We start from the raw sequence: 25,388 nt of genomic DNA, 5'->3' as shown, positions 1-25,388 counted from the left end.
CCCGTAGGCGACCAGGCCCTGCCCTTACAGCTATGGGCTCAATACGCAGGCGACATTCGCCAGATCTCCCGCATACCAGATACGACCAGCTGGCGACGGCACTGAGTCTTTAGCAGAGGAGTTTTCTTGTTTTTTTGCAGACTTTTTTCCGTTTTCAAACCTGCCAAAAGAGTTTATGTAACCCCCGGAACCGCTCTTACCCCGCAGCCAGCACAATGCAATAAGCCGGCGGGTGGGGCCCGGTGACAGGCATTCCGCAGCGCTGAGTGCAGAGAGGAAAACCCGGATGGGCCAGCAGGGATGCTGGCACAAGGGCATGCCGGGACAGGGATGTCACGTCATGCCCGGTCCGATAGGTCGACGAGCGGAGCGAAGGCACCGCGCCACGCGCGGCGCGAGGACCGCCAGGCACCGGGCCCCACCCGTAAGCAACACCCCTGGCCTGTGCAGCACCGGGCACCACCCGTTGGCGACCACACCCCTACCCCCTGGCGACCACAAGGGCCTCTGTCACACCGGACCCCACACGTTGGCGACTACCCCAGCCTTACCGCACCAGGCACCGGGCACCACCCGTTGGCGACCACCCCAGCCTTTGCACCCCCATTGGCGACATCCCAGCCCTTACAGCACCAGGTACCAGCCACAGACGACACTCCCGGTCTTATCTCGCCCAACGTCGTGCCATCTAAAAACAGAACAACATCCCCCGCTGATTTTTTTTGGAACCCCCAACCCAATTGCCCCACATAACCTCCTGTGTCCACAACGGTTTCAGCAAGCACACGTTGGCACGATGATTGCAAAATATTACGCAGAAATTGTATCCGGCCTGCATCATTCTTCTTAAAACAGAGTGTCCGCACTGTAACGGTTCATTTCCCGCCCCACGGCGGCGCAGCGCAAAAAAGATGCCCCTCTTTGGTGCGGCACAGTTCGCAAAAAGGAAACTTTTTTGTTTCATTACGTTAACATTCGGCTATGTTAGGGCTGTCCACCGTGCGGCTATGCCCTGGGATATAAAGAAAAGCAGCAAGCAGTCAAAAACCATAACATCATAATCGGCGCGCTTTATTGAGCGCACTAAATGAAGGAGTTGGAGATGAAATTTCGGAAGCTTGGGCTATGCCTTGCACTTTCTGGCCTTGCAGTTGGGATGACCCACGCAGCAGATGCACCTCAAACCACCACCCTGGACAAAATTGCCAAAAATGGCGTGGTAGTTGTCGGCCACCGCGAATCGTCGGTTCCTTTCTCTTATTACGATAACCAGCAGAAAGTTATCGGTTATTCACAGGACTACTCTGACGCCATCGTCGCGGCGATCAAAGCCAAACTGAATAAACCGGATTTACAGGTGAAAATGTTACCCATCACCTCACAAAACCGTATCCCCCTGCTGCAAAACGGCACCTACGATTTTGAGTGTGGATCGACCACCAACAACGCAGAACGCCAACAGCAGGCCGCTTTCTCCGATACCATCTTTGTGATCGGCACCCGTCTGCTGGTGAAAAAAGGCAGCCCGATTAAAGACTTCCCCGATCTTAAAGGCAAAACCGTGGTGGTCACCTCCGGCACCACCTCCGAAATTCTGCTGAATAAGCTCAATGATGACAAAAAAATGGGCATGCGCATCATCAGCGCCAAAGACCACGGCGACTCTTTCCGTACGCTCGAAAGCGGCCGTGCGGTGGCCTTTATGATGGATGATGCCCTGCTGGCCGGTGAGCGAGCTAAAGCGAAAAAACCGGATAACTGGGAAATCGTGGGTACGCCTCAGTCGAAAGAGGCCTATGGCTGCATGCTGCGCAAGGGTGACAGCGATTTCAAAAAGCTGATGGATGCCACCATTGCGAAAGCCCAGACGTCCGGCGAGGCAGAAAAATGGTTTGGTAAGTGGTTCAGCCAGCCCATTCCTCCTAAAAACCTCAATATGAACTTTAGCCTGTCGGATGATATGAAAGCGACATTCAAAACGCCAAACGACAAGGTTCTGAACTAATAATGAAAATAAGGGCGTTCATCTTCGCCCTCTGATTGTTGAACACAGGCCCGGACAGACAACAGCCTGACCGGTCGTGACCGTAACGGCCGTACCAGGCGAAGAGTGTAACGTGGTCGTTCCCCACGGCGCACTGAAAGAGCCTCTCATCAATCTTCAGGGTAGCCTCGCTACCCTTTTTTTAACGGAGCCATTTATGTCAATCGACTGGAACTGGGGAATTTTTCTGCAACAGGCCCCATTCGGTAATACCACCTATCTGGGATGGCTGTGGTCCGGCTTTCAGGTCACCATTGCCGTCTCAATCTGCGCATGGATAATTGCTTTCCTGGTCGGCTCGCTGTTTGGCATTTTGCGAACCGTGCCCAATCGCCTGCTTTCCTCCCTCGGCACCTGCTACGTCGAGCTGTTTCGTAACGTTCCGCTGATCGTACAGTTCTTCATCTGGTATCTGGTGGTACCGGAACTGCTGCCTGAAAGTATCGGCATGTGGTTTAAATCGGAGCTCAATCCCAATATTCAGTTTTTTAGCTGCTCGGTCATCTGCCTGGGGCTGTTTACCGCCGCCCGCGTTTGCGAACAGGTGCGGGCCGCTATCCAGTCACTCCCGAGCGGTCAGAAAAATGCCGGGCTGGCGATGGGGCTAACGCTCCCGCAGACCTATCGCTACGTTCTGCTGCCTAATGCCTATCGGGTTATTGTGCCGCCGATGACCTCAGAAATGCTTAATCTGGTCAAGAACTCCGCTATCGCCTCAACTATCGGGCTGGTCGATATGGCCGCGCAGGCGGGCAAGCTGCTGGATTACTCCGCACATGCCTATGAATCTTTTACCGCTATCACCGTCGCCTATATCGCGATCAACGTGGTGGTGATGCTGCTGATGAGCCTGGTTGAGCGCAAAGTGCGGCTCCCCGGCGGCATGGGAGGCAAATAATGTACGAATTTGACTGGAGCACCATCGTTCCTAACCTGCCTTATCTGGCAAAAGGTCTGGTCATCACGCTGAAAATCACCGTGACGGCCATTGTTTTTGGCATTATCTGGGGGACGCTGCTGGCGATTATGCGTCTGTCCAGCATCAAAGCCGTCAGCTGGTTTGCGAAACTTTATGTCAATCTGTTCCGTTCGGTGCCGCTGGTTATGGTGCTGCTATGGTTCTATTTGGTGGTCCCCAGCTTTCTGCAACAGGTACTGGGCATCTCGCCAAAAACCGATATCCGTCTGATCTCGGCGATGGTGGCCTTCTCGCTGTTTGAGGCGGCCTACTATTCGGAAATTATTCGCGCCGGGATTATCAGTATCGCGGGCGGACAGGGGAAAGCCGCGCTGGCGCTGGGGATGACCCCGTGGCAGTCAATGAAACTGATTATACTGCCGCAGGCCTTTCGCGCCATGATCCCCCTGCTGCTTACTCAGGGGATTGTACTGTTCCAGGATACCTCCCTGGTCTACGTGCTTAGCCTGGCAGACTTCTTCAGAACCGCAGATACCATCGGCATTAATAACGGCACGGAGATTGAAATGGTGCTGTTTGCCGGTGCGGTCTATTTCGTTATCAGCCTTAGCGCTTCACTGCTGGTCAGCTACTTAAAGAAAAAAAGGACAGTTTAAATGATTACCCTGAAAAACGTTTCTAAGTGGTACGGTCACTTTCAGGTGCTGACCGACTGCTCTACCGAAGTCAAAAAAGGCGAAGTGGTGGTGGTGTGCGGCCCGTCAGGTTCAGGTAAGTCCACGCTGATCAAAACGGTCAACGGGCTGGAGCCGGTGCAGAAAGGCAATATTGAAGTCAACGGCACCGCCGTTAACGACAAGCGTACCAATCTGGCCCAGCTGCGTTCTCATGTCGGCATGGTATTCCAGCATTTCGAGCTGTTTCCTCATCTGACGATTGTCGAAAACCTGACCATTGCGCAGGTAAAGGTGCTGAAACGCAACAAAGACGAAGCGCGGGAGAAAGGACTGAAGCTGCTGGCCCGGGTTGGCCTTTCAGCTCATGCCAACAAGCACCCAGGCCAGCTTTCGGGCGGGCAGCAGCAGCGCGTAGCCATTGCCCGGGCGCTTTGTATGGATCCGATCGCCATGCTGTTCGATGAGCCAACGTCGGCGCTGGACCCCGAGATGATCAACGAAGTGCTGGACGTGATGGTGGAGCTGGCTAATGAGGGGATGACCATGATGGTGGTCACGCACGAAATGGGCTTTGCACGTAAGGTGGCTAACCGGGTTATCTTTATGGATGAGGGAAAAATCGTGGAAGACTCGCCAAAAGATGATTTCTTCAATAACCCGCAGTCCGATCGCGCCAGAGATTTCCTGGCGAAAATACTGCACTAATGTGGCTTTGGCTAAAGCCTGAGCTTGCGTGGCTTTGGTTAAAACTAAGCTCGCTGTCTGGTGGAAACCTAAAAGGCGACTCGCGTCGCCCTTTAAGGGATCACGGCTCAAAGGGTTGGCGATTAAACCGGTCATGGCCGCATTCCGGGCAGCGGGTAAGCGCTTCTGGCGTATAGATTGCGCGGGTAAAGTGGCACTGTTCACAAACCAGATTTCCCAGTCCGACAACCTCACCACTTTGATAAACCCCATGATGGTTGAGATCCTGAAAGACCTCGCGCCACTCGAGCTGGCTTTTATCCGTGATGTCTGCCAGCTCCTTCCAGACGCTTTCACGTATTACCCGCATAAAAACGCTGTCGCTGCTGTCGCGCGTGTTTTCGGTATAGCTACGGGCGAACTCCTGTAAATCGCGGCGAACCGCCCGGGTTACGTCGTCAATCTGTGCGTGAGTCAGCTCCCCCCGGTTGATCATCCGCTGCCTGCCGCTTTCGACCAGCGCATCAATATTATGCTCGCCCTGATTTATTCTTTCGGTCAGCGAAGCGACCAGTTCATGGTAATACTGAGCAACCTTGTTCATTTTCTCTCCTGAACGTTCCAACGCGTTTCGCTTTAAAGTCTAGCCTGAAACCAGAAATTGCGCGTAGAAGTCCTCCACCGACAGCAAAATTTGCCTGCCGTCTTCCAGCTTGCAGAGAAATGCCACCCGGGTGGCCAGTTACTATTGTTGCGCTGGTTGCTTATCAGCTATGCTATGCCGATCTAAACGAAATCATAAAGTTTACAAAGGACCACTGGCTGCCATGCAAGAGCAATACCGCCCGGAAGAGATAGAATCCCATGTTCAACAGCACTGGGATGAGAAGCAAACGTTCAGCGTTACCGAAGATACAGGTAAAGAGAAGTACTACTGCCTCTCCATGCTGCCCTATCCTTCTGGTCGCCTACATATGGGCCATGTGCGCAACTACACCATCGGTGACGTGATTTCGCGTTACCAGCGCATGTTGGGTAAAAACGTATTACAGCCTATCGGTTGGGACGCTTTCGGCCTGCCCGCTGAAGGCGCGGCGGTCAAAAACAAGACTGCTCCCGCCCCCTGGACCTACGAAAATATCGACTATATGAAGAAGCAGCTGAAGCTGCTGGGCTTTGGCTATGACTGGAATCGCGAACTGGCGACCTGTCAGCCGGAGTACTATCGCTGGGAGCAGTGGTTCTTTACCAGGCTCTATGAGAAGGGCCTGGTTTATAAAAAAACCTCGGCGGTTAACTGGTGTCCGAACGACCAGACCGTGCTGGCTAACGAACAGGTTATTGATGGCTGCTGCTGGCGCTGCGACAGCAAGGTTGAGCGCAAAGAGATCCCGCAGTGGTTCGTGAAAATCACTGCGTATGCCGATGAGCTGCTGAACGATCTGGATACGCTGGAGAGCTGGCCTGAGCAGGTCAAAACCATGCAGCGTAACTGGATTGGTCGCTCAGAAGGCGTCGAGATCGCTTTTAAGGTCGAAAACAGCAGCGAAACGCTGCGCGTTTATACCACGCGCCCGGACACCTTTATGGGTGTGACCTACCTGGCCGTTGCCGCGGGTCACCCGCTGGCAGCCCAGGCGGCTGCCTCTAACCCTGCCCTGGCAGACTTCATCGCTGAATGCCGCAACACCAAAGTTGCCGAGGCCGAAATGGCCACGATGGAGAAAAAAGGCATGCCGACCGGCCTGTACGCCCAGCATCCGCTGACCGGTGAAACAGTACCGGTATGGGCGGCTAACTTCGTGCTGATGGAGTACGGTACCGGCGCGGTGATGGCTGTTCCAGCCCACGATCAGCGTGACTGGGAGTTTGCTACCAAATATGCCCTGTCGATCAAACCGGTTATCCTGAACGCCGACGGCAATGAACCAGACGTAAGTTCTGCGGCCATGACCGAGAAAGGCACCCTGTTCAATTCTGGTGAATTCAATGGATTATCCTTTGAAGAGGGCTTTAACGCCATTGCCAACAATCTGGTGGCGAAAGGCGTTGGCGAGCGCAAGGTAAACTATCGCCTGCGCGACTGGGGTGTATCACGCCAGCGCTACTGGGGTGCGCCAATCCCGATGGTCACGCTGGAAGACGGCACCGTTATGCCAACGCCTGNAGCCCGCGCTGCGTGAGACCGATACTTTCGACACCTTTATGGAGTCGTCATGGTACTACGCCCGCTACACCTGCCCGGATTACGATAAAGGCATGCTGGACCCGGCGGCGGCAAACTACTGGCTTCCGGTGGACCAGTACGTTGGCGGCATCGAGCACGCGATTATGCACCTGCTCTACTTCCGCTTTTTCCACAAGCTGCTGCGCGACGCGGGCCTGGTCACGTCCGATGAGCCAGCTAAGCGCCTGCTGTGCCAGGGCATGGTCCTGGCCGATGCTTTCTATTACACCGGCGAGAATGGTGAACGCAACTGGGTTTCACCGGTTGAGGTCACCCTCCAGCGCGATGAGAAAGGCCGCATCACCGAGGCAACCGACAGCACTGGCCGCGAGCTGACTTACGCGGGCATGAGTAAAATGTCCAAGTCGAAGAATAACGGTATCGATCCGCAGGTGATGGTTGAGCGCTACGGCGCAGATACCGTCCGTCTGTTTATGATGTTTGCTTCTCCGGCCGACATGACGCTGGAATGGCAGGAGTCCGGCGTGGAAGGTGCCAACCGCTTTATGAAGCGCGTGTGGAAGCTGGTCTTTGAGCATACGGAAAAAGGCGCATGCGCGAGTCTGGATATCGCCACCCTCAATGATGAGCAGAAAGCACTGCGTCGCGATCTTCACAAGACCATTGCTAAAGTCTCCGACGATATTGGTCGCCGTCAGACCTTCAATACCGCGATTGCGGCGGTGATGGAGCTGATGAACAAGCTGCTGCGCGCTCCGCAGGAGAGCGAGCAGGACCGCGCCCTGATGCAGGAAGCGCTGATGGCGGTTGTGCGGATGCTCTATCCTTTCACCCCGCACGCCAGCTTCGTGCTGTGGCAGGCGCTGGGTGGCGCTGGCGAGGTGGATAACGCCCCGTGGCCGCAGGCGGATGAAGAGGCGATGGTCGAAGATTCTCTGCTGGTGGTCGTCCAGGTTAATGGTAAAGTACGTGGCAAAATTACCGTTCCGGCTGATGCCACGCAGGAACAGGTTCAGGCGCGGGCCGCGCAGGAGCATCTGGTCGCCAAATATCTTGATGGCGTCTCCATTCGTAAAGTGATTTACGTACCGGGCAAGCTGCTTAACCTGGTCGTGGGTTGATGTCAGGAGGAATTGTGCGAAATCCAGTAATGTCATTGTTAGTTGGCCTGGCGGTGTTGATCACCGCGGGCTGCGGCTATCATCTGCGCGGGACCACCTCGGTCCCACCGGAGATGAAAACCATGATCGTCGACACCGAAGACCCCTACGGTCCGCTGGCCCGCGCCGTGCGCGAACAGCTCCGTCTGAATAACGTGACCATCCTTGAAAAACCCGGCCTGCGTAAAGACGTTCCGTCGCTGCGCCTGCAGGGTGAAACGCAGGGACGGGATACCGCCTCAATCTTCCAGGACGGTAAAACCGCCGAGTACTCACTGATGATGACGGTCAATGCCCAGGTGCTGATCCCGAACAAGGGGATCTACCCGATCAGCGCAACGGTCTATCGCTCCTTCTTCGATAACCCGCTGGCGGCTCTGGCAAAAGACTCAGAGCAGAACATAATCATCACCGAAATGCGGACCCAGGCGGCCCAGCAGCTGGTGCGTAAGCTGTTGACCGTGCACGCGGCGGAAAACGACAGCGCGATTGATACGCTGAACGCCTCCCCGTCCGCGATCGATCAGATGTCCCCACGTTCTGTCCTGCCTGACAGTTCTCTGGCGAAATGATCAGGATTTATCCTGAACAGCTCAGCGCGCAGCTCCATGAGGGGCTGCGCGCCTGCTATATCCTTACCGGTAATGAACCCCTGCTGCTTCAGGAGTCTCAGGACGCCATACGTGCAGCGGCTCAGCAGCAGGATTTCACCGAACATTTCAGCGTTGTCATTGATGCCCATACCGAATGGGACACTATTTTCTCTACCTGCCAGGCGCTGAGTCTGTTTGCCAGCCGCCAGACACTGCTTCTTACCCTGCCGGAAAACGGCCCGAACGCGGCGATCGGCGAGCAGCTGGTCACGCTGTCCACGCTTCTACATGCCGATATCCTGCTGATCCTGCGTGCCACAAAGCTGACTAAAGCCCAGGAGAATAGCGCCTGGTATAAAGCCCTTAGCGCCCATGCCGTTGTAGTGCCCTGCCAGACCCCAGAGCAGGCGCAGCTCCCCCGCTGGGTATCCGCCCGGGCAAAAAGTCTTAAGCTAACGCTGGATGACGCGGCAACGCAGCTGCTTTGCTACTGCTACGAAGGTAATCTGCTGGCGCTGGTTCAGGCACTGGAGCGACTGTCGCTGCTGTGGCCGGACGGCAAGCTAACGCTGCCCAGGGTTGAGGAAGCAGTCAATGATTCTGCACACTTTACCCCTTTCCACTGGGTGGATGCGCTACTGGCGGGCAAGAACAAGCGCGCCCGGCACATTCTCAGGCAGATGCAGGCGGAAGACAGCGAGCCGGTTATTCTGCTGCGTACCGTCCAGCGGGAGCTGATGATGCTGCTGAATTTGCAGCGTCAGATGGCAGGCACGCCGCTGCGTACGCTATTCGATCAGCATCGCGTCTGGCAAAACCGGCGGGCGCTGTACGGCGAAGCGCTACAGAGACTTTCCGCCCGGCAGCTCGCCCAGGCTTTCAGCCTGCTAACGCGTATTGAGCTGACGCTTAAACAGGATTACGGTCAGGATATCTGGCCCGATCTGGAAACGCTGTCGCTGCTGCTGTGCAGCAGTACCTTCCCCGAGCATTTTTGCGATGTCTGATAACCCGGGGCTGCATGCTCTTTTTGGCGGGACCTTCGATCCCATCCATTACGGCCATCTGAAACCGGTTGAGGCACTGGCGGCGCTGACCGGCCTGAGTAAAATTACGCTGCTCCCTAATAACGTACCGCCGCACCGCCCTCAGCCTGAAGCCACACCGGCCCAGCGGGTCGCGATGGTCAGGCTGGCGATTGCCGGTAATCCGCTTTTTGATGTTGACCTGCGCGAAATGCAGCGTGAAACGCCCTCCTGGACGTTTGAAACGCTCACCGCGCTGCGCCAGGAGCGCGGTGAACAACAATCTCTGGCGTTTATCATTGGCCAGGATTCACTGCTAAGTTTACACAAGTGGCATCGCTGGCAGGATTTGCTCTCTCTGACGCATCTGCTGGTGCTTAAGCGTCCGGGCTACGATAGCCAGTTGGAAACGCCTGAGCTGCAACAGTGGCTCTCAAAACACCTGACCACCGATCCCCGGCAGCTGCATGCATCTCCGGCAGGGCTTATTTATCTGGCCGCCACCCCGCTGCTGGCAATTTCAGCAACGGAAATACGCGAACGGCGCCATCATAATCAATCCTGCGACGGGCTTCTTCCCGCCGCCGTGCTGGCATTCATCAATGATGCGGGTTTATATCGCAACCCATAAGCTCATGGTATACTTCGCCGCTAAATTTTCCGGATCCACCGGAAAAAATCACTGTCAGGCTTAAAACCCAAGGGGGAACCTTTTGCAAGGTCAAGCACTCCAAGACTTCGTCATTGATAAGATCGACGATTTAAAAGGCCAGGATATTGTTTCTGTTAACGTTCAGGGCAAATCCAGCATCACCGACTGCATGATTATCTGCACCGGTACCTCAACGCGTCACGTCGCCTCCATTGCCGATCATGTGGTACAGGAAAGCCGTGCCGCAGGCCTGAAGCCGCTCGGCGTCGATGGCAAAGCGACCGCCGACTGGGTCGTTGTCGATCTCGGTGACGTTATTGTGCATGTTATGCAGGAAGAGAGCCGCCTCCTCTACGAACTTGAAAAGCTCTGGAGTTAAGACGTGAAGCTGCAGCTTGTCGCCGTCGGCACGAAAATGCCGGACTGGGTGCAAAGCGGATTTATGGAATATCTCCGTCGCTTTCCGAAAGATATGCCGCTGGAGCTGGTTGAGGTTCCGGCAGGCAAGCGCGGCAAAAATGCTGATATCAGGCGCATCCTCGATAAAGAGGGTGAGCTGATGCTGGCAGCGATGGGGAAAGGAAATCGTATCGTTACGCTGGATATTCCCGGTCAGCCGTGGGAAACCCCACACCTGGCTACCCAGCTGGAGCGCTGGAAGCAGGATGGCCGGGACGTCAGCCTGTTGATCGGTGGACCGGAAGGGCTGTCTCCCGCCTGCAAAGCGGCGGCAGAACAGAGCTGGTCACTCTCCGCGCTTACCCTGCCCCATCCGCTGGTTCGCGTGCTGGTGGCTGAGAGCCTGTATCGTGCATGGAGCATTACTGCGAATCATCCTTATCACCGCGAATAGGCGATAGGATCAACCGGATACACTAAAACAGCGGATGAAACTACAACGCAACTCTTTTCGTGACTACACCGCCGAACAGACGCTGTTTGTCCGCCGGGCGCTGACCGCTTTTTTAGGCATTTTACTGCTCTCCGGCGTACTGGTGGTCAACCTGTATCACCTGCAAATTATTCGCTACGGTGACTACAGTACCCGTTCTAACAATAACCGCATCAAGCTGGTGCCGGTCGCTCCCAGCCGCGGGATTATTTTCGATCGCAACGGCGTTCCTCTGGCACTCAACCGAACCATTTATCAGATTGAGCTGGTGCCGGAAAAGGTGGAAGACCTTGAAAAAACCCTTCAGGCCCTCCGACCCATTGTCGATCTGAGTGATGAAGATCTGATTGCCTTTCAAGCGGAGCGTAAACGCTCCCGCCGCTTTACCTCTATTCCGGTAAAAACCGCCCTGAACGACGTTCAGGTTGCCCGGTTTGCCGTCAATCAGTACGCTTTTCCCGGTGTGGAAGTCAAAGGCTATCAGCGCCGCTACTACCCCTATAATTCCGCACTCACTCACGTGTTAGGCTATGTGTCCAAAATCAACGATCGCGACGTTGACCGGCTGGATAAAGAAGGGAAATGGCCTAACTACGCTGCCACCCACGATATCGGCAAGCTGGGGATTGAGCGCTTTTACGAAGAGATGCTGCACGGTAAAACCGGTTATGAAGAGGTGGAAGTTAACAACCGCGGCCGGGTTATTCGCCAGCTTCATGAGCAGCCACCTCAGGCGGGACAGGACATTTACCTGACCATCGACCTCAAGCTCCAGCAGTATATCGAAACCCTGCTGGCGGGCAGTCGCGCGGCGGTGGTCGTCACCGATCCCCGCAGCGGAGACATTCTCGCGCTGGTCTCCATGCCCAGCTACGATCCTAATCTGTTTGTGGATGGCATCAGCAGTAAGGATTACAACATGCTGCTCAACGATCCCAACCGTCCGCTGATTAACCGCACCACGCAGGGAGCCTATCCTCCTGCCTCGACGGTGAAACCCTATATTGCCGTTTCCGCGCTAACCAGCGGAGTGATTAACAGAAATACCAGCCTGTTCGATCCGGGATGGTGGCAGCTTCCCGGCTCTGAGAAACGCTTTCGCGACTGGAAACACTGGGGGCATGGACGTTTGAATGTCACCAAGTCCCTTGAGGAATCGGCAGATACCTTTTTCTATCAGGTTGCCTACGATATGGGCATTGACCGCCTGTCGGAATGGATGAACAAATTTGGCTACGGACACCTGACCGGTATTGACCTGGTGGAAGAGACGCCGGGCAATATGCCTACCCGCGAGTGGAAAATGAAGCGGTTTAAAAAACCCTGGTATCAGGGCGATACCATTCCGGTCGGCATTGGTCAGGGCTACTGGACCGCGACCCCGGTACAAATGAATAAAGCGATGATGACGCTGATTAACGACGGCGTGGTAAAAACGCCTCATCTGATGATGGCGAACGTCGTCGACAACGTCAAAGTCCCTTACCGTCAGCCCGAGACGCCTCCCATTGCGGATATTCATTCCGGTTACTGGGAGATTGCGAAAGATGGGATGTACGGCGTGGCTAACCGCCCCAACGGTACCGCGCGTAAAAGCTTTCAGGATGCGCCTTATAAAATTGCCGCGAAGTCAGGTACCGCCCAGGTCTATGGCCTGAAGGCGAATGAAACCTATAATGCGCACCGGATCGCCGAGCATCTGCGCGATCATAAGCTGATGACCGCCTTTGCCCCTTATGATAATCCTCGCGTGGCGGTGACGATGATTCTGGAAAACGGCGGTGCTGGCCCTGCGGTTGGTACCATCATGCGACAGATTCTGGACCACATCATGCTTGGCGACAACAATACCAATCTGCCCGATGCGGCACCCGTTCCGTCGGGCTATGAAGGTGAGTGACATGAACGATCGTCATCAGAAGCGTACTTTCTGGACCAGAATACACGTCGATCCGACATTCTTTATTCTGATTTCGGCCCTGCTGGTTTACAGCGCTCTGGTTATCTGGAGCGCCAGCGGCCAGGATCCCGGCATGATGGAGCGAAAAATTGGCCAAATCGCCATGGGCTTTGTCATGATGATGGTTATGGCGCAAATCCCGCCCCGGGTGTACGAGGGGTGGGCACCCTATCTCTATATTCTCTGCGTGGTGCTGCTGATTGCCGTTGACGCTTTTGGTCATATCAGTAAAGGTGCCCAGCGCTGGCTTGACCTGGGGATCGTGCGTTTCCAACCCTCGGAGATAGCAAAAATTGCCGTGCCGCTGATGGTGGCCCGCTTTATTAATCGCGATGTTTGCCCCCCCACGCTTAAAAACACCGCCATCGCGCTGGTGCTGATCTTTATGCCCACGCTGCTGGTGGCCGCACAGCCGGACCTGGGAACCGCGATTCTGATCGCCGCCTCCGGCCTGTTTGTCCTGTTTCTGTCTGGCATGAGCTGGAAGCTGATCCTTGTGGCGCTCCTGTTAGTGGCGGCCTTTGTGCCTATCCTGTGGTTCTTTCTGATGCATGACTATCAGCGGGACCGGGTAATGATGCTGCTGGACCCGGAAAGCGATCCGCTGGGCGCGGGCTATCATATTATTCAGTCCAAGATTGCCATCGGCTCCGGTGGCCTGCGCGGCAAAGGCTGGCTGCACGGCACCCAGTCGCAGCTGGAGTTTTTGCCCGAACGGCATACCGACTTTATTTTTGCCGTGCTGGCTGAAGAGTTAGGATTAGTCGGCGTGCTGGTATTGCTGGTACTCTACGTGCTGCTGATTATGCGCGGCCTGGTCATGGCCGCCCGCGCGCAAACGACCTTTGGACGGGTGATGGCGGGCGGGCTGATGCTAATCTTCTTTGTCTATGTTTTTGTTAATATTGGCATGGTAAGTGGCATTTTACCTGTGGTTGGCGTTCCGCTTCCGCTGGTGAGCTACGGCGGCTCGGCACTGATCGTCCTGATGGCCGGGTTTGGGATTATTATGTCAATCCACACTCATCGAAAACTGTTGTCGAAAAGCGTTTAAAGAGGCTTGGAAAATGCGTAAGGATTGGCTTTGGATTGGCCTGGCGTCGGCTCTGCTGGCAGCCTGTACCACCACCGACCAGCAGGCACCGGTGCAGCAACACGCGCCAGCCTACAACGGCCCGGTGGTCGAAATTAGCGGCGCAGACCCGCATTACGAACCGATCAATCCTGCAACCAGTCAGGATTATACGGTCAATGGAAAAACCTGGCACATTATAAAGGACCCGTCGAATTTCAGTGAAACCGGGCTTGCCAGCGCATATGGCAGTGAGGCCAGCGGTAACCGTACCGCAACGGGTGAGGAGTTTGATGCTAACGCGCTGACCGCCGCCCACCCTACTCTGCCGCTCCCGAGCTATGTTCGCGTCACTAACCTGGCGAATGGCCGGATGATTGTGGTGCGCGTTAACGATCGTGGTCCCTATATACCTGGCCGCATTATTGACCTGTCGCAGGCGGCGGGCGATCGTCTGAATATTTCCAACAATACCCGCGTCAAGGTGGACTACATTGCCGTGGCACCGGACGGCTCGCTTTCCGGCCCTGGCACCATCGGGACCACCGTGGCGAAACAGAGTTACGCGCTGCCACCGCGTCCGGATATTGCCGGCGGCATGACGGTAATGGGCGCAGGCGCAGCGGCCAGCGCGGCGTCACCGCAGACCGCAACGCAGCAGCCAGATGCCCAGCAGTCCGGTTATCAGCAGACCGCAATGCAGCAGCCAGATACCCAGCAGTCGGGTTATCAGCAGCCCGCCGCACAGCAGACTGAATCCCACCCGGTTGATAACAGCAGTCTGAATAGTGATGATAACCTGGGTGCGCCGGTGCGCAGCAACGGCTTCCTGGGTGCGCCGCAGCCGCTGCGCAACGGCGTACTGGAAGGCAGTGAAGCGTCCACGGTTGCGGGATCGACCGCTTCCTCCGGCGCCTCCTCCGCCACAGTTTCAACGGCACCTTCTCCGGTCGCCTCGCAGGCCGCCGCTGCACCGGTCACTTCACCAGCCGCCGCCGCTTCGACACCCGCCGCTGCAAGCGGTGGCAACTGGGCTGTGCAGGTCGGTGCACTAAGCGACAGCGCCCGGGCTCAACAGTTGAAAAATGCCCTGAGCAGAAAGTTCGGCGTTCCCGGTACCGTCAGTAACCAGGGCAAGGTTTACCGGGTTCAGCTGGGGCACTTCAGCTCACGCCAGCAGGCCAGCGAACTGCAACGCAGATTGTTAAGCGAAGCGCAGCAGCAATCATTTATAACCGTCGCCCACTAACGAAACCTGAGGCTGTTTGGCAGGCGTATGACGGCTAGCGGACCGATTAAATCCGTTAGCCGTCAGCAGGTAAAGACGGATGCCGGGCAGGACTGATTTTGCTATAGTGAGTCACTTTTTCTAACTTAGCCCATGGATGTTGTAGTCCTTAATATGAACAATCTTACCTCCTACCACCTGATTAAGCGCCTGACGGCGGGTTCGCTGATTGCACTCAGCCTGACCTCCTTTGCTCACGCAGACGACGTAAATATTAAGACCATGATCCCCGGCGTACCCGATATCGACGCTGAAGCTTATGTGCTTATCGACTACAACTCGGGCAAAGTACTGGCAGAAAAAAATGCCGATGCGCGTCGCGATCCAGCCAGCCTGACAAAAATGATGACCAGCTATGTGATTGGTCAGGCAGTTAAAGCCGGGAAAATCCATCAGGATGACATCGTTACCGTCGGTAAAGATGCCTGGGCAACCGGTAACCCGGTGTTTAAAGGGTCGTCCCTGATGTTCCTTAAACCGGGTGACCGCGTACCTGTCTCACAGCTTACCCGCGGTATTGTGCTCCAGTCAGGTAACGACGCCTGTGTGGCCATGGCAGACTACGTTGCCGGCAGTCAGGATGCCTTTGTTGGCCTGATGAACAACTATGTTAAAGCCATCGGTCTGCAAAATACCCATTTTCAGACCGTACACGGCCTGGATGCTGACGGACAATACAGCTCGGCTCGCGACATGGCGCTGATCGGCCAGGCGCTGATCCGTGACGTCCCGGATGAATACGCGGTTTATAAAGAGAAAGAGTTTACCTTTAACAATATTCGTCAGACCAACCGCAACGGTCTGCTGTGGGATACCAGCCTCCAGGTCGATGGGATTAAAACCGGACACACTGAGGCGGCGGGCTACAATCTGGTTGCTTCCGCTACCGAAGGTCAGATGCGTCTGATCTCTGCGGTAATGGGCGGTCACACCTATAAAGGGCGTGAAACCGAAAGTAAAAAGCTGCTGACCTGGGGTTTCCGCTTCTTTGAAACCGTCGCGCCGCTGAAGGCAGGTAAAGAGTTTGCTTCTGAGCCGGTGTGGTTTGGTAACAGCGATCGCGTCCAGCTGGGCGTGGAAAAAGACGTTTATCTGACCATCCCACGCGGACGCATGAAGGATCTTAAGGCGAGCTACACGCTTAGCAATACTGAGCTACATGCCCCGCTGACCAAAAACCAGGTCGTTGGCACGATCAACTTCCAGCTGGATGGCAAAACCGTTGAGCAGCATCCCCTGGTGGTGCTGAATGATATGCCGGAAGGTGGCTTCCTGGGTCGCATCGTCGATTATATTAAGCTAATGTTCCATCACTGGTTTGGCTAATCGCTCCGGGCAGGCCACCCCGGCCTGCCTTATACACTGTCATATTGCCTCTTGATTTCGACCCGAAAGCCCCCCATATTTGAAGGATGTTCAGGTTCCCGCTCAGGCGGGAACCTTTGATTTTGCGTTACCGGAGCCCCCCAATGAAAACCAATCTTAAAGAACTGCTCGAATTCCCCACGCCCTTTACCTATAAAGTTATGGGCCTGGCACAGCCAGAGCTGGTTGATCAGGTCGTGGAAGTGGTTCAGCGTCATGCGCCAGGCGACTACTCCCCGGACGTTAAGCCGAGCAGCAAAGGCAATTACCACTCCGTCTCTATCACCATTAATGCGACCCACATTGAGCAGGTAGAAACGCTTTATGATGAACTGGGCCAGATTGAAATTGTTCGCATGGTGCTGTAATCCCGCCAAACTGCGGTGGGTAACTGGTTGTTGCCCGCCGCAAACGCTATACTCCCCTGCCGAATATTGAACGGACCACTCGTTTTGTCACCAGATACGCTGCTTATTCGCCAGCTGGGTCTCCAGCCCTGGGAGCCTGTTTCACAGGCCATGCATACTTTTACCGATCGACGCGACGACGCGACGCCCGATGAAATCTGGCTGGTTGAGCATCCGCCGGTATTTACTCAGGGACAGGCGGGTAAGGCAGAACATCTGCTTATGACCGGGAATATCCCTGTCGTTCAGAGCGATCGCGGCGGTCAGGTAACCTATCACGGCCCCGGACAGCAGGTGATGTACGTAATGGTTAACCTCAAGCGCAGAAAAATCGGCGTGCGACAGCTGGTGACGGCTATTGAGCAAACGGTTATCGACACCCTCGCCTACTTTTCTCTCTCCGCTTGTGCAAGACCCGATGCACCGGGCGTGTACGTGGATGACAAAAAGATCTGCTCGCTGGGACTGCGTATCCGTAAAGGCTGTTCGTTCCACGGTCTGGCGTTAAATGTCGCGATGGATCTCTCGCCTTTCCTGCGCATCAACCCCTGCGGCTATGCCGGTCTGGAAATGACGCAGCTTAGCGCGCTGAAGCCGGACGTTCAGCCCGCTGAGGTTGGCCCGCTGCTGATTGAAAACTTCGCCCGGCAGCTGGGCTGCTCCGAGGTTATCTGGCTGGAAGGCAACAGTCTGCCGCTCGTATAAGCGCGAGTTGATTTACAATTCCGTCACATTTAATGCGGCGGCCTGGCTGAAAAGCGGCTGCCGGGATGATATAATTTTCGCGCTTTTATCAAAAAAAGTTGAGCCTCACCCCTGGCCTTCAGGAAACAGCCCCGCTGATTATCTGAAGGATGATGGTTAAACAACTCATTAAGTGTTATGCGCACCCGGCGCATGCCAACCTGGAACCTGCTAGATTATGAGTAAACCCATTCAGATGGAACGCGGCGTAAAATACCGCGACGCAGACAAAATGGCGCTGATCCCGGTAAAAACCGTCGTCACCGAGCGCACGGAAATTTTACGCAAGCCGGAATGGATGAAGATCAAGCTCCCCGCGGATTCCAGCCGCATCCAGGGTATTAAAGCGGCCATGCGGAAAAATGGCCTGCACTCCGTCTGCGAAGAGGCTTCCTGCCCTAACCTGGCAGAATGCTTTAACCACGGCACCGCCACTTTTATGATCCTCGGCGCCATCTGTACCCGCCGCTGCCCCTTCTGTGATGTCGCCCACGGCCGTCCCGTCGCTCCTGATATGAATGAGCCGGAAAAGCTGGCACAGACCATCGCGGATATGGCGTTACGCTACGTGGTCATCACCTCCGTAGACCGCGACGATCTGCGCGACGGCGGCGCTCAGCACTTTGCCGACTGCATTAGCGCTATCCGCGCTAAAAACCCGACCATCAAAATTGAAACGCTGGTGCCTGATTTCAGGGGTCGTATGGATCGTGCGCTGGAGATCCTCAACGCCACGCCGCCGGACGTCTTTAATCACAATCTGGAAAACGTGCCGCGCGTTTACCGGCAGGTTCGCCCCGGTGCAAACTACGACTGGTCGCTTAAGCTGCTGGAGCGTTTTAAAGAGGCCCACCCCGAACTGCCGACCAAATCAGGTCTGATGGTCGGGCTGGGTGAAACCAATGCGGAAATTATTGAGGTGATGCGCGACCTGCGACGTCACGGCGTGACCATGTTGACGCTCGGCCAGTATCTCCAGCCCAGCCGCCATCATCTGCCGGTTCAGCGCTACGTCAGCCCGGCGGAATTTGATGAAATGAAAGAAGCCGCAATGGAAATGGGCTTTACCCATGCCGCCTGCGGTCCCTTTGTGCGCTCGTCGTATCATGCGGATATGCAGGCAAAAGGGCTGGAAGTGAAATAATGTGACGGGCGTGCGGCAGCCCGCCCATTTGTCATATTTATTTACATACATGCAACACAAACAAAAAACGGATGACTGTGTCATCCGTTTTTTTATTCACCCAACGGCGATTAATCTTTGTGAATAACCTGCTCTGCGGGCTTTTCTTCGGCAACCGGCGCTTTTTTAGCGGAAGAATCGTCGTCACTCATGGCTTTTTTGAAGCCTTTGATCGCCGACCCCAGATCGCCACCGAGAGAACGCAACTTATTGGTTCCGAACAATAATACGATCAGAGCACCGATAATCAGCAGCTTCGCAATACTGATACCTTCCATACACACCTTCTTTTCTAATCTGACCCGTGTTACGGCCAATAACGATAACGTGTATTAACGCGCAGAACGCCGGTCAATACAACCGCAATCTGTAACAGAGTAATATCTGCACAGATTGACCGCTAAATGATATCAGATAAAACGGCTGAGAAAAGTCTGGAAACGGGGATGTCGCGGATTAACCAAAACGTCTTCTGGCGGCCCCTGCTCAACCACCACCCCGCCATCCATAAATACCACCCGATCTGCGGCTTCACGGGCAAAGCCTATCTCATGCGTCACCACAATCATTGTCAGTCCCTGGTCAGCCAGATTGCGCATGATTGCCAGCACTTCGCCCACCAGCTCAGGATCCAGCGCCGAAGTAGGCTCATCGAAAAGCATCAGCTCGGGACGAATCGCCAGCGCTCTGGCAATGGCAACGCGCTGCTGCTGACCGCCGGAGAGATTCCCCGGCCAGGCATCCGCCTTGTCACTCAGTCCCACCGTGGCCAGTAGCTCTCTGGCATAGCGCGTAGCCTCGTCACGCGGCACCTTGTGTACCCCAATGGGTGCCTCGATGATATTTTGCAAAACGGTCATATGCGGGTAAAGATTGAACTGCTGAAACACCATGCCAATTTTCTGCCGCTGCCGGGCGATTTTACGCGGCGGCAGGCGCTGTAGCCGTCCTTTTTTCAGGATATAGCCGGGCTGGCTACCGCTCACCATAATCGAACCCGCATTTAGCTCTTCAAGGTGGTTAATGCAGCGTAGAAAGGTCGATTTTCCCGAGCCGGACGGCCCGAGGATCACCACCACCTCACCCGACATAACATCCAGATCCACCCCTTTGAGCACTTCATTATCGCCATAGCTTTTCTGCACGTTTCGCGCCCGCACCAGCGGCTGAGTCTCGTTCACAGATCCTCCTTATGCATAAAAGGACGGTTAACCATCGGAGTGGCTTTGCTGTCCGCTGCGGGTAATCGCCGACGGGTTGCCGACAGCGTGCGTCGGACGCTGCGTGAGTAGTAGCGCTCAATCGCCGACTGTCCGACGTTCAATACAGAGGTGATGAGCAGATACCAGATAACGGCCACCAGCAGCATCGGAATAACTTCAAAGGTGCGGTTATAGATCGACTGAACGGAATAGAGCAGATCGCCCATCGCAATCACGCTCACCAGCGAGGTCGCCTTGATCATACCGATCAGCTGATTGCCGGTAGGGGGAATAATTGACCGCATGGCCTGGGGGATAATGATACGGCGCAGCGCACGCGCGCGGCTCATGCCAAAAGCCTGGGTGGTTTCCACCTGCCCGCTGTCGACTGATTGCAGACCTGCGCGAATAATTTCTGCCATATAGGCCGCTTCATTCAGCGCCAGGCCTGCAATAGCCGCCGTCAGGGGAGTGATCAGATCGTTGGTATTCCAGCTGGCCAGTACTGGCCCACCAAAGGGAATACCCAGGGTAACCGTCGGGAAGAGCGTCGACATGTTGTACCAGAAAATTAGCTGTACCAGCAGCGGCGTCCCGCGAAAAAACCAGATATACAATCCGGCCAGTCCGCTCAGCAGGCGGTTATCCGCCAGCCGCGCTACCGCCAGCAGCAGCCCCAGCAGGGTGCCCAGGATCATGGAGACAACAGTCAGCCCCAGCGTGACCTGCAAGCCCTTGAGCACCGAGCCTTCGGTAAACCATTTGCCCACCACGCCCCATTCAAAATTGGGGTTAGTAGCCACCAGCCACAGGACGTTGGCGGCGATCGCCAGTACCAGGACCCAGCTGACCAGCCGTCCGTAGCGCGGGGCGCTGCGGGCACAGGCCACATCGCGCAGCTGCACGTCAGCCCATTCGCCAGCGCTCGCACTGCCCCCAGCGCGCGGATCGCTGCCGCCTGGGGTTACAGCATTCTGCCCTGCCTCAGCGCGCGGATCGCTGCCGCCTGGGGTCACAGCATTCTGCCCTGCCTCAGCGCGCGGATCGCTGCCGCCTGGNCTGCCCTGCCTCAGCGCGCGGATCGCTGCCGCCTGGGGTCACAGCATTCTGCCCTGCCTCAGCGCGCGGATCGCTGCCGCCTGGGGTCATTTTGCTGCCCCTTTCGCCAGGTTAATCCCCGGGGCAGTCAGTGCGTTCCCCTCAAGCTTCCACTTCTTCATAATGGCGGCATAGGTGCCGTTAGCGAAAAGCTTCTGATACCCCGCAAGCACCACTTTGCCAAGCGCGGCGTCTTTCGGCACCACGGTGCCCTGGAAAATATCGCCGAAGCCATTTTTCTTGCCCTGCCCGGTCAGCTCAAGCTGTCCGTTCGCCTGGTCAACAAACCACACCAGCGGTGCCTGAGAAGAGAAAAAGGCATCCGAACGCTTAGAGCGCACCGCCAGAATCGACGAGGGCTGATCGGCGAATGACTGGATAACCACCGCTGGTTTACCCGCCCCGGTACAGACGTCAGACTGCCTGCGAATGACCTGTTCCGCCCAGCCTCCCGCCATTACCGCAATTCGCTTACCGCAGGTACTCTCCAGATCGTTAATCTGCAACGGATTGCCCTTCTGTACGGCAAACACCACGAACTCCTGCACAAAGTCGATGAAATCATTTTTCTGCTGGCGCTCCGGATAATCCCCAATGGGGCCAATCGCCAGCTGATAGCGGCCAGATTTGATGCCGGCCAGCACGCCCGACAGCCCGCTGACGGTAGCGTGCTCGATTTTGATACCCAGCAGCTGTGCCAGCGCCTCGGTGAGGTCGGCTGATGCACCGCTCATCGAAGAGGGCCCTTCTACAATTTCATAGGGCGGAAAGGAGCCATTATTCACCGAAATCATCCTGCCCGCCTTTTGGATATCAGGCGGCAGACGGTCATGCAGTGCCTGGTCGACCTTTTGTACAGGAATGGCCTCTGCGGCCTGTGCCAGGCTAACGGATAAGCCCAGAGCCAGTGCCAGCGCAATTTTTTTCATTGTTCGTTTCCCCGGTGTCTTAATGGTGGATAGCCTGCCACGCCCTTTATCTCAGGGTTGGGTCAGTTCAGGACGATCAAAACGACGATTTTCAAGAACCGGCAATACGCTGCGCGCGTGGGCGATACGGGCCGGATCCAGCTCGGCAAAAACCAGCGCCGGCGCTTCTGCGGCTTTCGCTATCGACACGCCAAGCGGATCCACGACCAGGCTGTTACCGATATTGCGCGGGCCACACTCACCCACAGCCACCAGATAGCAGGTATTTTCCAGCGCACGGGCGGTTACCAGCACCTCCCAGTGCATTTCTTTCAGCGGGCCTTTGACCCAGGCGGCGGGCAAGACCAGAACATCGGCTCCATCGAGCACCAGGCGGCGGGCCAGCTCGGGGAAACGCACGTCATAACAGGTCATCAGGCCGACTTTCATTCCGGCCACGTCCACCAGCGGGGGCACGGTCAGACCCGCAGAAACATTGCGCGACTCCTGCATCGCGAAGGCATCATAAAGATGGAGCTTGTCATAACGGGCGATAATTTCCCCATTGCGAATAGCGATCAAAACATTCAGTGCCTTACCCGCGTCCGCAGGCACATGTACGGTCATCATGGTGGTGAGCGTATTTCCACGACTGGCGGCATATATTTCGCTAAGGAAGGGGCCATCCAACGGCTGGGCGGCCTTTAGCACCAGATCCGGGTCAGCAATATCCCGCGCCAGTACGCCCTCGGGCAGCACCAACAAATCGGCACTCCCTGCTTCAGCCTTCGTCATCAGATCGGTGCAAATCGCGGCGTTTTCCTGCCATTCGCGGCTGACCGCAAACTGTCCTAATGCAACTTTCATTTCAGTGCTCCTCAGGTTACTGCCGGAAATAGCATGGCGGGCGTCAGGCAGGTGGTGGTAATGCCCTGTTCGAAAAGTTCTTTGCCAAACGCAGCAATCATCTCTTTGTTAGCGTCAAAACCGTTGTCATTCCAGCTGGCCGGCAAATCCTGCGCGGTACGTCGCAAATCATCCAGCAGCCAGGGGGTGGTATCCGCATATTTCTCACGTTTTGCCTGCCACAGTCTGGCCGATTGATCGATCAGCTCACTCAGCTCCTTCACGATGTCAGGGTGGGCGTTAGCGATCTCGTGTTTGTAGGCCAGCAGGTGATGACCGGGGATATAACCCACCCGATCAAAATATTCGCGTTCGGCCTGACGAAAATCAGTCTGCAACTGCCGCAGGCCCGACCCTTTCAGGAAGAAGCCCTGCGGCATAAAAGGGGTAAATACCGCATCCAGTTCACCTGCCCTCAGCAGCTCAATCAGCGGGCGCTCTCCCGGAGCGGCTTCAATCCGTCCCGGACGACCAAACCCGGCGAGCCGATCCTCTACAGGATGGTCTGCCGTTAAGCGGCCGGCAAACCAGTAAGCCCTCCCGATATCAACGCCGGCCTCACGCAGCAGCGCCCGGGTCCAGGTATTGCCTGAATCCTGCCAGCCGGTAACGCCTATTTTTTTCCCCTCGAGCTGATCCAGTGATACCAGCGGGCTGCGTTCAGTCGTAATGATGCAGCGCTGACGAAAGCCGCGCATCAGAAAATGGGGCAGCGCCAGCACCGGGTCTTCTCCCCTGGCCCTGCTCTGAGCATAGCGGCTGAAAGATATCTCAGCCGCATCATAGTCGCGGCTGTTCGCCAGATCGCCCACCAGCGTTCCCACGCGGTGAACTTCCAGCCTAAAGCCCTGCGGCTTAATATCGCCCAGGGCCAGCGGGGTAAAGTAGTCCCAGTCGCGTACTGCCACTCTGATGGTAATCATGACATTCTCTCTGTATCAGGGATCGGCCGCTAAACCGTGTAAAAAGCGTTCACTTTTTGCTTGAATTCGATACTAGATCGAGAGTAATAGCTGTACAATATTTACTTTGTTACTGAACAAAGGGAATTCTTATGACCGGATCGCTTGACGTTAACTGGCTGGCAGAACGGATTACCGACGCCAGCGTAAAGGGCATTGCGGCAGTGACGTCAGCGCTGATCCGCGATGGAGAGATCCCGATGGGTACCCACCTGCCTTCGGTACGCGGGCTGGCGGAAGCGTTGGCAGTCAGCCCGGCTACCGTTTCTGCCGCCTGGGGGCAGCTTCGGAAGCAAAAGGTCATTGCGGGAAAAGGACGAAGCGGCGTCTGGGTATGTGGCGACAACATCTCGCCGCGTCCGGTGCGTTTTGAGAAAATCGGCAACTATGGCGATGCCATCCGTGCCGATCTCGCCATGGCCTCGCCCGATCCCGCTCTGCTACCCAATCTGCAGGAAGCGATGATGCAGGGTATTGCATGCCCGCAGCTCAATAGCTACCAGCGTGAACCTATCGCGCCTGCGCTGCTGGCTGCGGTAAAACCCCGCTGGCCCTTCCCTGCCCAGGCATGGCTGGCGACGGATGGCGGCTTCGATGCCATGAACTGCATTATGCAGACGCTTATCGCCCCAGGAGAGAAAGTGATCATAGAAGATCCCAGTGCGGCCCGGCTGCTGGATATGCTGGACAATGTCGGTGCCGATGTCTTGCCGCTTGCCTGTGATGAGCATGGACCGCTGCCTGGGGCACTGGCAAAGCTGCTGACTAAGGGTGCGACGGCGATGATTTATCAGCCGGGAACGCATTCCGCCACCGGTATCAGAGTCAGTGAAGCCCGAAACGAGGCGCTGGCAAAAGTGCTGCTGGGAACGCGGACGCTGATTATTGAGGATGATGGGATTGGGGAACTCTCTGCCCACCCCGTATGGAGCCTGGGGCGCTACTATCCGGAGAGGACGCTGCATGTACGCTCATTTTCTAAAGCCTATGGCCCGGACCTGAGGCTTGCAGTGTTATCAGGGCCAGAACCGCTGATTAAACGCATCCACTCGTGGCGTAATTTTGGTGCCAGCTGGACCAGCAGGATCCTCCAGCATGCTGTCGCGTGGATGCTCGATGACCGCAACACCCAGCAGCTGATCCAGCAGGCGAAAGTCGTCTACGCCACGCGGCGGCGTCTGCTGCTGAACGCGCTGGAAAAACGCGGGCTGTCGCTGCCGGACAGGGATGGCTTGAGCCTTTTTGTGCCGGTGCAGTCAGAGCAGTTTGCGATGATTACCCTCGCGGCACGGGGGATTGCCGTCCTGCCAGGCGATCGCTGCCGCAGCGGCGGCGTACAGTTTATTCGCGTCGCCACGTCCAGGCTAGCCGATGAAGATATTGCTCCCATCGCTGATGCCTTGATCCTGGCCAGTGGTACGGATCTCAGCCCCTTATCAGCAGAGGTTTAACCCTACGG

24 protein-coding genes and 1 pseudogene are annotated in these 25,388 nt (G+C 56.0%); 18 read left to right on the top strand and 7 right to left on the bottom strand.

Annotated elements, in window-relative coordinates; all coding sequences use genetic code 11:
- Window positions 1-1,102 precede the first annotated feature (1,102 nt).
- The 4 genes from A1830_RS10655 to A1830_RS10640 all read left to right on the top strand — a co-directional run bounded on the left by A1830_RS10655 (window position 1,103) and on the right by A1830_RS10640 (window position 4,345).
- Window positions 1,103-2,005, top strand: coding sequence for an amino acid ABC transporter substrate-binding protein (locus tag A1830_RS10655; protein ID WP_067705537.1), 903 nt, complete (start codon window positions 1,103-1,105; stop codon window positions 2,003-2,005).
- Between the two features lie 196 nt (window positions 2,006-2,201).
- Window positions 2,202-2,942 (top strand): amino acid ABC transporter permease, encoded by a 741-nt coding sequence (locus A1830_RS10650; RefSeq protein ID WP_067705536.1) that lies wholly within the window; start codon window positions 2,202-2,204, stop codon window positions 2,940-2,942.
- Window positions 2,942-3,619 carry a glutamate/aspartate ABC transporter permease GltK gene (gene gltK, locus A1830_RS10645; RefSeq protein ID WP_067705535.1) on the top strand — a complete coding sequence of 226 codons (678 nt, stop codon included), beginning with the start codon at window positions 2,942-2,944 and terminating at the stop codon, window positions 3,617-3,619. Before A1830_RS10650 ends, gltK begins: the two co-directional genes overlap by 1 nt.
- A complete protein-coding gene (locus A1830_RS10640; RefSeq protein ID WP_067705533.1) occupies window positions 3,620-4,345 on the top strand; it encodes an amino acid ABC transporter ATP-binding protein in 726 nt (241 codons plus the stop codon).
- Between the two features lie 100 nt (window positions 4,346-4,445).
- Here A1830_RS10640 and A1830_RS10635 read toward each other — a convergent pair whose 3' ends face one another.
- Window positions 4,446-4,928 carry a zinc ribbon-containing protein gene (locus A1830_RS10635; protein WP_067705531.1) on the bottom strand — a complete coding sequence of 161 codons (483 nt, stop codon included), beginning with the start codon at window positions 4,926-4,928 and terminating at the stop codon, window positions 4,446-4,448.
- A 223-nt stretch (window positions 4,929-5,151) separates the two neighbouring features.
- On the opposite strand from A1830_RS10635, the pseudogene leuS reads away from it, so the two are divergent.
- From leuS to lipA, 13 genes and pseudogenes are all read left to right on the top strand, one after another.
- A pseudogene (leuS, locus tag A1830_RS10630) lies at window positions 5,152-7,633 on the top strand (leucine--tRNA ligase).
- Window positions 7,634-7,647: 14 nt separating this feature from the next.
- Entirely contained in the window at window positions 7,648-8,244 is a 597-nt protein-coding gene (gene lptE / locus A1830_RS10625; protein ID WP_067705530.1) for an LPS assembly lipoprotein LptE, read from the top strand.
- Window positions 8,241-9,272, top strand: a complete 1,032-nt coding sequence (gene holA, locus A1830_RS10620; RefSeq protein WP_067705527.1) for a DNA polymerase III subunit delta — start codon at window positions 8,241-8,243, stop codon at window positions 9,270-9,272. The genes lptE and holA overlap by 4 nt, the downstream gene beginning before the upstream one ends.
- The gene (gene nadD, locus A1830_RS10615; RefSeq protein WP_067705525.1) at window positions 9,265-9,921 is read left to right on the top strand and encodes a nicotinate-nucleotide adenylyltransferase; all 657 of its coding nucleotides are present in this window, start codon (window positions 9,265-9,267) and stop codon (window positions 9,919-9,921) included. The genes holA and nadD overlap by 8 nt, the downstream gene beginning before the upstream one ends.
- 82 nt (window positions 9,922-10,003) lie before the next feature.
- A complete protein-coding gene (rsfS, locus tag A1830_RS10610; RefSeq protein WP_067705523.1) occupies window positions 10,004-10,321 on the top strand; it encodes a ribosome silencing factor in 318 nt (105 codons plus the stop codon).
- Between the two features lie 3 nt (window positions 10,322-10,324).
- On the top strand, window positions 10,325-10,795 hold the full coding sequence (gene rlmH / locus A1830_RS10605) for a 23S rRNA (pseudouridine(1915)-N(3))-methyltransferase RlmH (protein WP_067705520.1): 471 nt from the start codon (window positions 10,325-10,327) through the stop codon (window positions 10,793-10,795).
- 34 nt (window positions 10,796-10,829) lie between these two features.
- Window positions 10,830-12,734 carry a peptidoglycan DD-transpeptidase MrdA gene (gene mrdA / locus A1830_RS10600; protein ID WP_067705518.1) on the top strand — a complete coding sequence of 635 codons (1,905 nt, stop codon included), beginning with the start codon at window positions 10,830-10,832 and terminating at the stop codon, window positions 12,732-12,734.
- A gap of 1 nt (window position 12,735) precedes the next feature.
- Window positions 12,736-13,848, top strand: coding sequence for a peptidoglycan glycosyltransferase MrdB (mrdB, locus tag A1830_RS10595; protein WP_067705516.1), 1,113 nt, complete (start codon window positions 12,736-12,738; stop codon window positions 13,846-13,848).
- A gap of 13 nt (window positions 13,849-13,861) precedes the next feature.
- Window positions 13,862-15,115 (top strand): endolytic peptidoglycan transglycosylase RlpA, encoded by a 1,254-nt coding sequence (gene rlpA, locus A1830_RS10590; protein ID WP_067705514.1) that lies wholly within the window; start codon window positions 13,862-13,864, stop codon window positions 15,113-15,115.
- A gap of 153 nt (window positions 15,116-15,268) precedes the next feature.
- Entirely contained in the window at window positions 15,269-16,480 is a 1,212-nt protein-coding gene (gene dacA / locus A1830_RS10585) for a D-alanyl-D-alanine carboxypeptidase DacA (protein ID WP_067705512.1), read from the top strand.
- 143 nt (window positions 16,481-16,623) lie between these two features.
- On the top strand, window positions 16,624-16,887 hold the full coding sequence (gene ybeD, locus A1830_RS10580) for a DUF493 family protein YbeD (protein ID WP_067705510.1): 264 nt from the start codon (window positions 16,624-16,626) through the stop codon (window positions 16,885-16,887).
- An 84-nt stretch (window positions 16,888-16,971) separates the two neighbouring features.
- A complete protein-coding gene (lipB, locus tag A1830_RS10575) occupies window positions 16,972-17,631 on the top strand; it encodes a lipoyl(octanoyl) transferase LipB (RefSeq protein WP_067705508.1) in 660 nt (219 codons plus the stop codon).
- Window positions 17,632-17,848: 217 nt separating this feature from the next.
- Complete coding sequence (lipA, locus tag A1830_RS10570; RefSeq protein ID WP_067705506.1) at window positions 17,849-18,814, top strand: lipoyl synthase; 966 nt, start codon at window positions 17,849-17,851, stop codon at window positions 18,812-18,814.
- A 110-nt stretch (window positions 18,815-18,924) separates the two neighbouring features.
- Here lipA and tatE read toward each other — a convergent pair whose 3' ends face one another.
- From tatE to A1830_RS10540, 6 genes are all read right to left on the bottom strand, one after another.
- Window positions 18,925-19,131, bottom strand: coding sequence for a twin-arginine translocase subunit TatE (tatE, locus tag A1830_RS10565; protein WP_067705504.1), 207 nt, complete (start codon window positions 19,129-19,131; stop codon window positions 18,925-18,927).
- A gap of 132 nt (window positions 19,132-19,263) precedes the next feature.
- Window positions 19,264-20,034: an amino acid ABC transporter ATP-binding protein gene (locus tag A1830_RS10560; protein ID WP_067705502.1), complete on the bottom strand. Its 771-nt coding sequence runs from the start codon at window positions 20,032-20,034 to the stop codon at window positions 19,264-19,266.
- Window positions 20,031-20,960, bottom strand: a complete 930-nt coding sequence (locus A1830_RS10555) for an amino acid ABC transporter permease (protein ID WP_067705593.1) — start codon at window positions 20,958-20,960, stop codon at window positions 20,031-20,033. Before A1830_RS10555 ends, A1830_RS10560 begins: the two co-directional genes overlap by 4 nt.
- Before the next feature lie 240 nt (window positions 20,961-21,200).
- Window positions 21,201-22,082 (bottom strand): ABC transporter substrate-binding protein, encoded by an 882-nt coding sequence (locus A1830_RS10550; RefSeq protein ID WP_067705500.1) that lies wholly within the window; start codon window positions 22,080-22,082, stop codon window positions 21,201-21,203.
- Window positions 22,083-22,133: 51 nt separating this feature from the next.
- Window positions 22,134-22,928: a deaminated glutathione amidase gene (locus A1830_RS10545; protein WP_067705498.1), complete on the bottom strand. Its 795-nt coding sequence runs from the start codon at window positions 22,926-22,928 to the stop codon at window positions 22,134-22,136.
- A gap of 11 nt (window positions 22,929-22,939) precedes the next feature.
- Entirely contained in the window at window positions 22,940-23,890 is a 951-nt protein-coding gene (locus A1830_RS10540; protein ID WP_067705496.1) for a substrate-binding domain-containing protein, read from the bottom strand.
- 131 nt (window positions 23,891-24,021) lie between these two features.
- Between A1830_RS10540 and A1830_RS10535 the strand changes: the two genes are divergently transcribed.
- Window positions 24,022-25,380, top strand: coding sequence for an aminotransferase class I/II-fold pyridoxal phosphate-dependent enzyme (locus tag A1830_RS10535; protein WP_067705494.1), 1,359 nt, complete (start codon window positions 24,022-24,024; stop codon window positions 25,378-25,380).
- Window positions 25,381-25,388 lie beyond the last annotated feature (8 nt).

It is taken from the genome of Erwinia sp. ErVv1 (assembly GCF_900068895.1).
GTDB lineage: Bacteria > Pseudomonadota > Gammaproteobacteria > Enterobacterales > Enterobacteriaceae > Erwinia.
The sequence above is the reverse complement of the archived record's forward strand: the minus strand, read 5'-3'. Positions and strand labels throughout refer to the sequence as shown.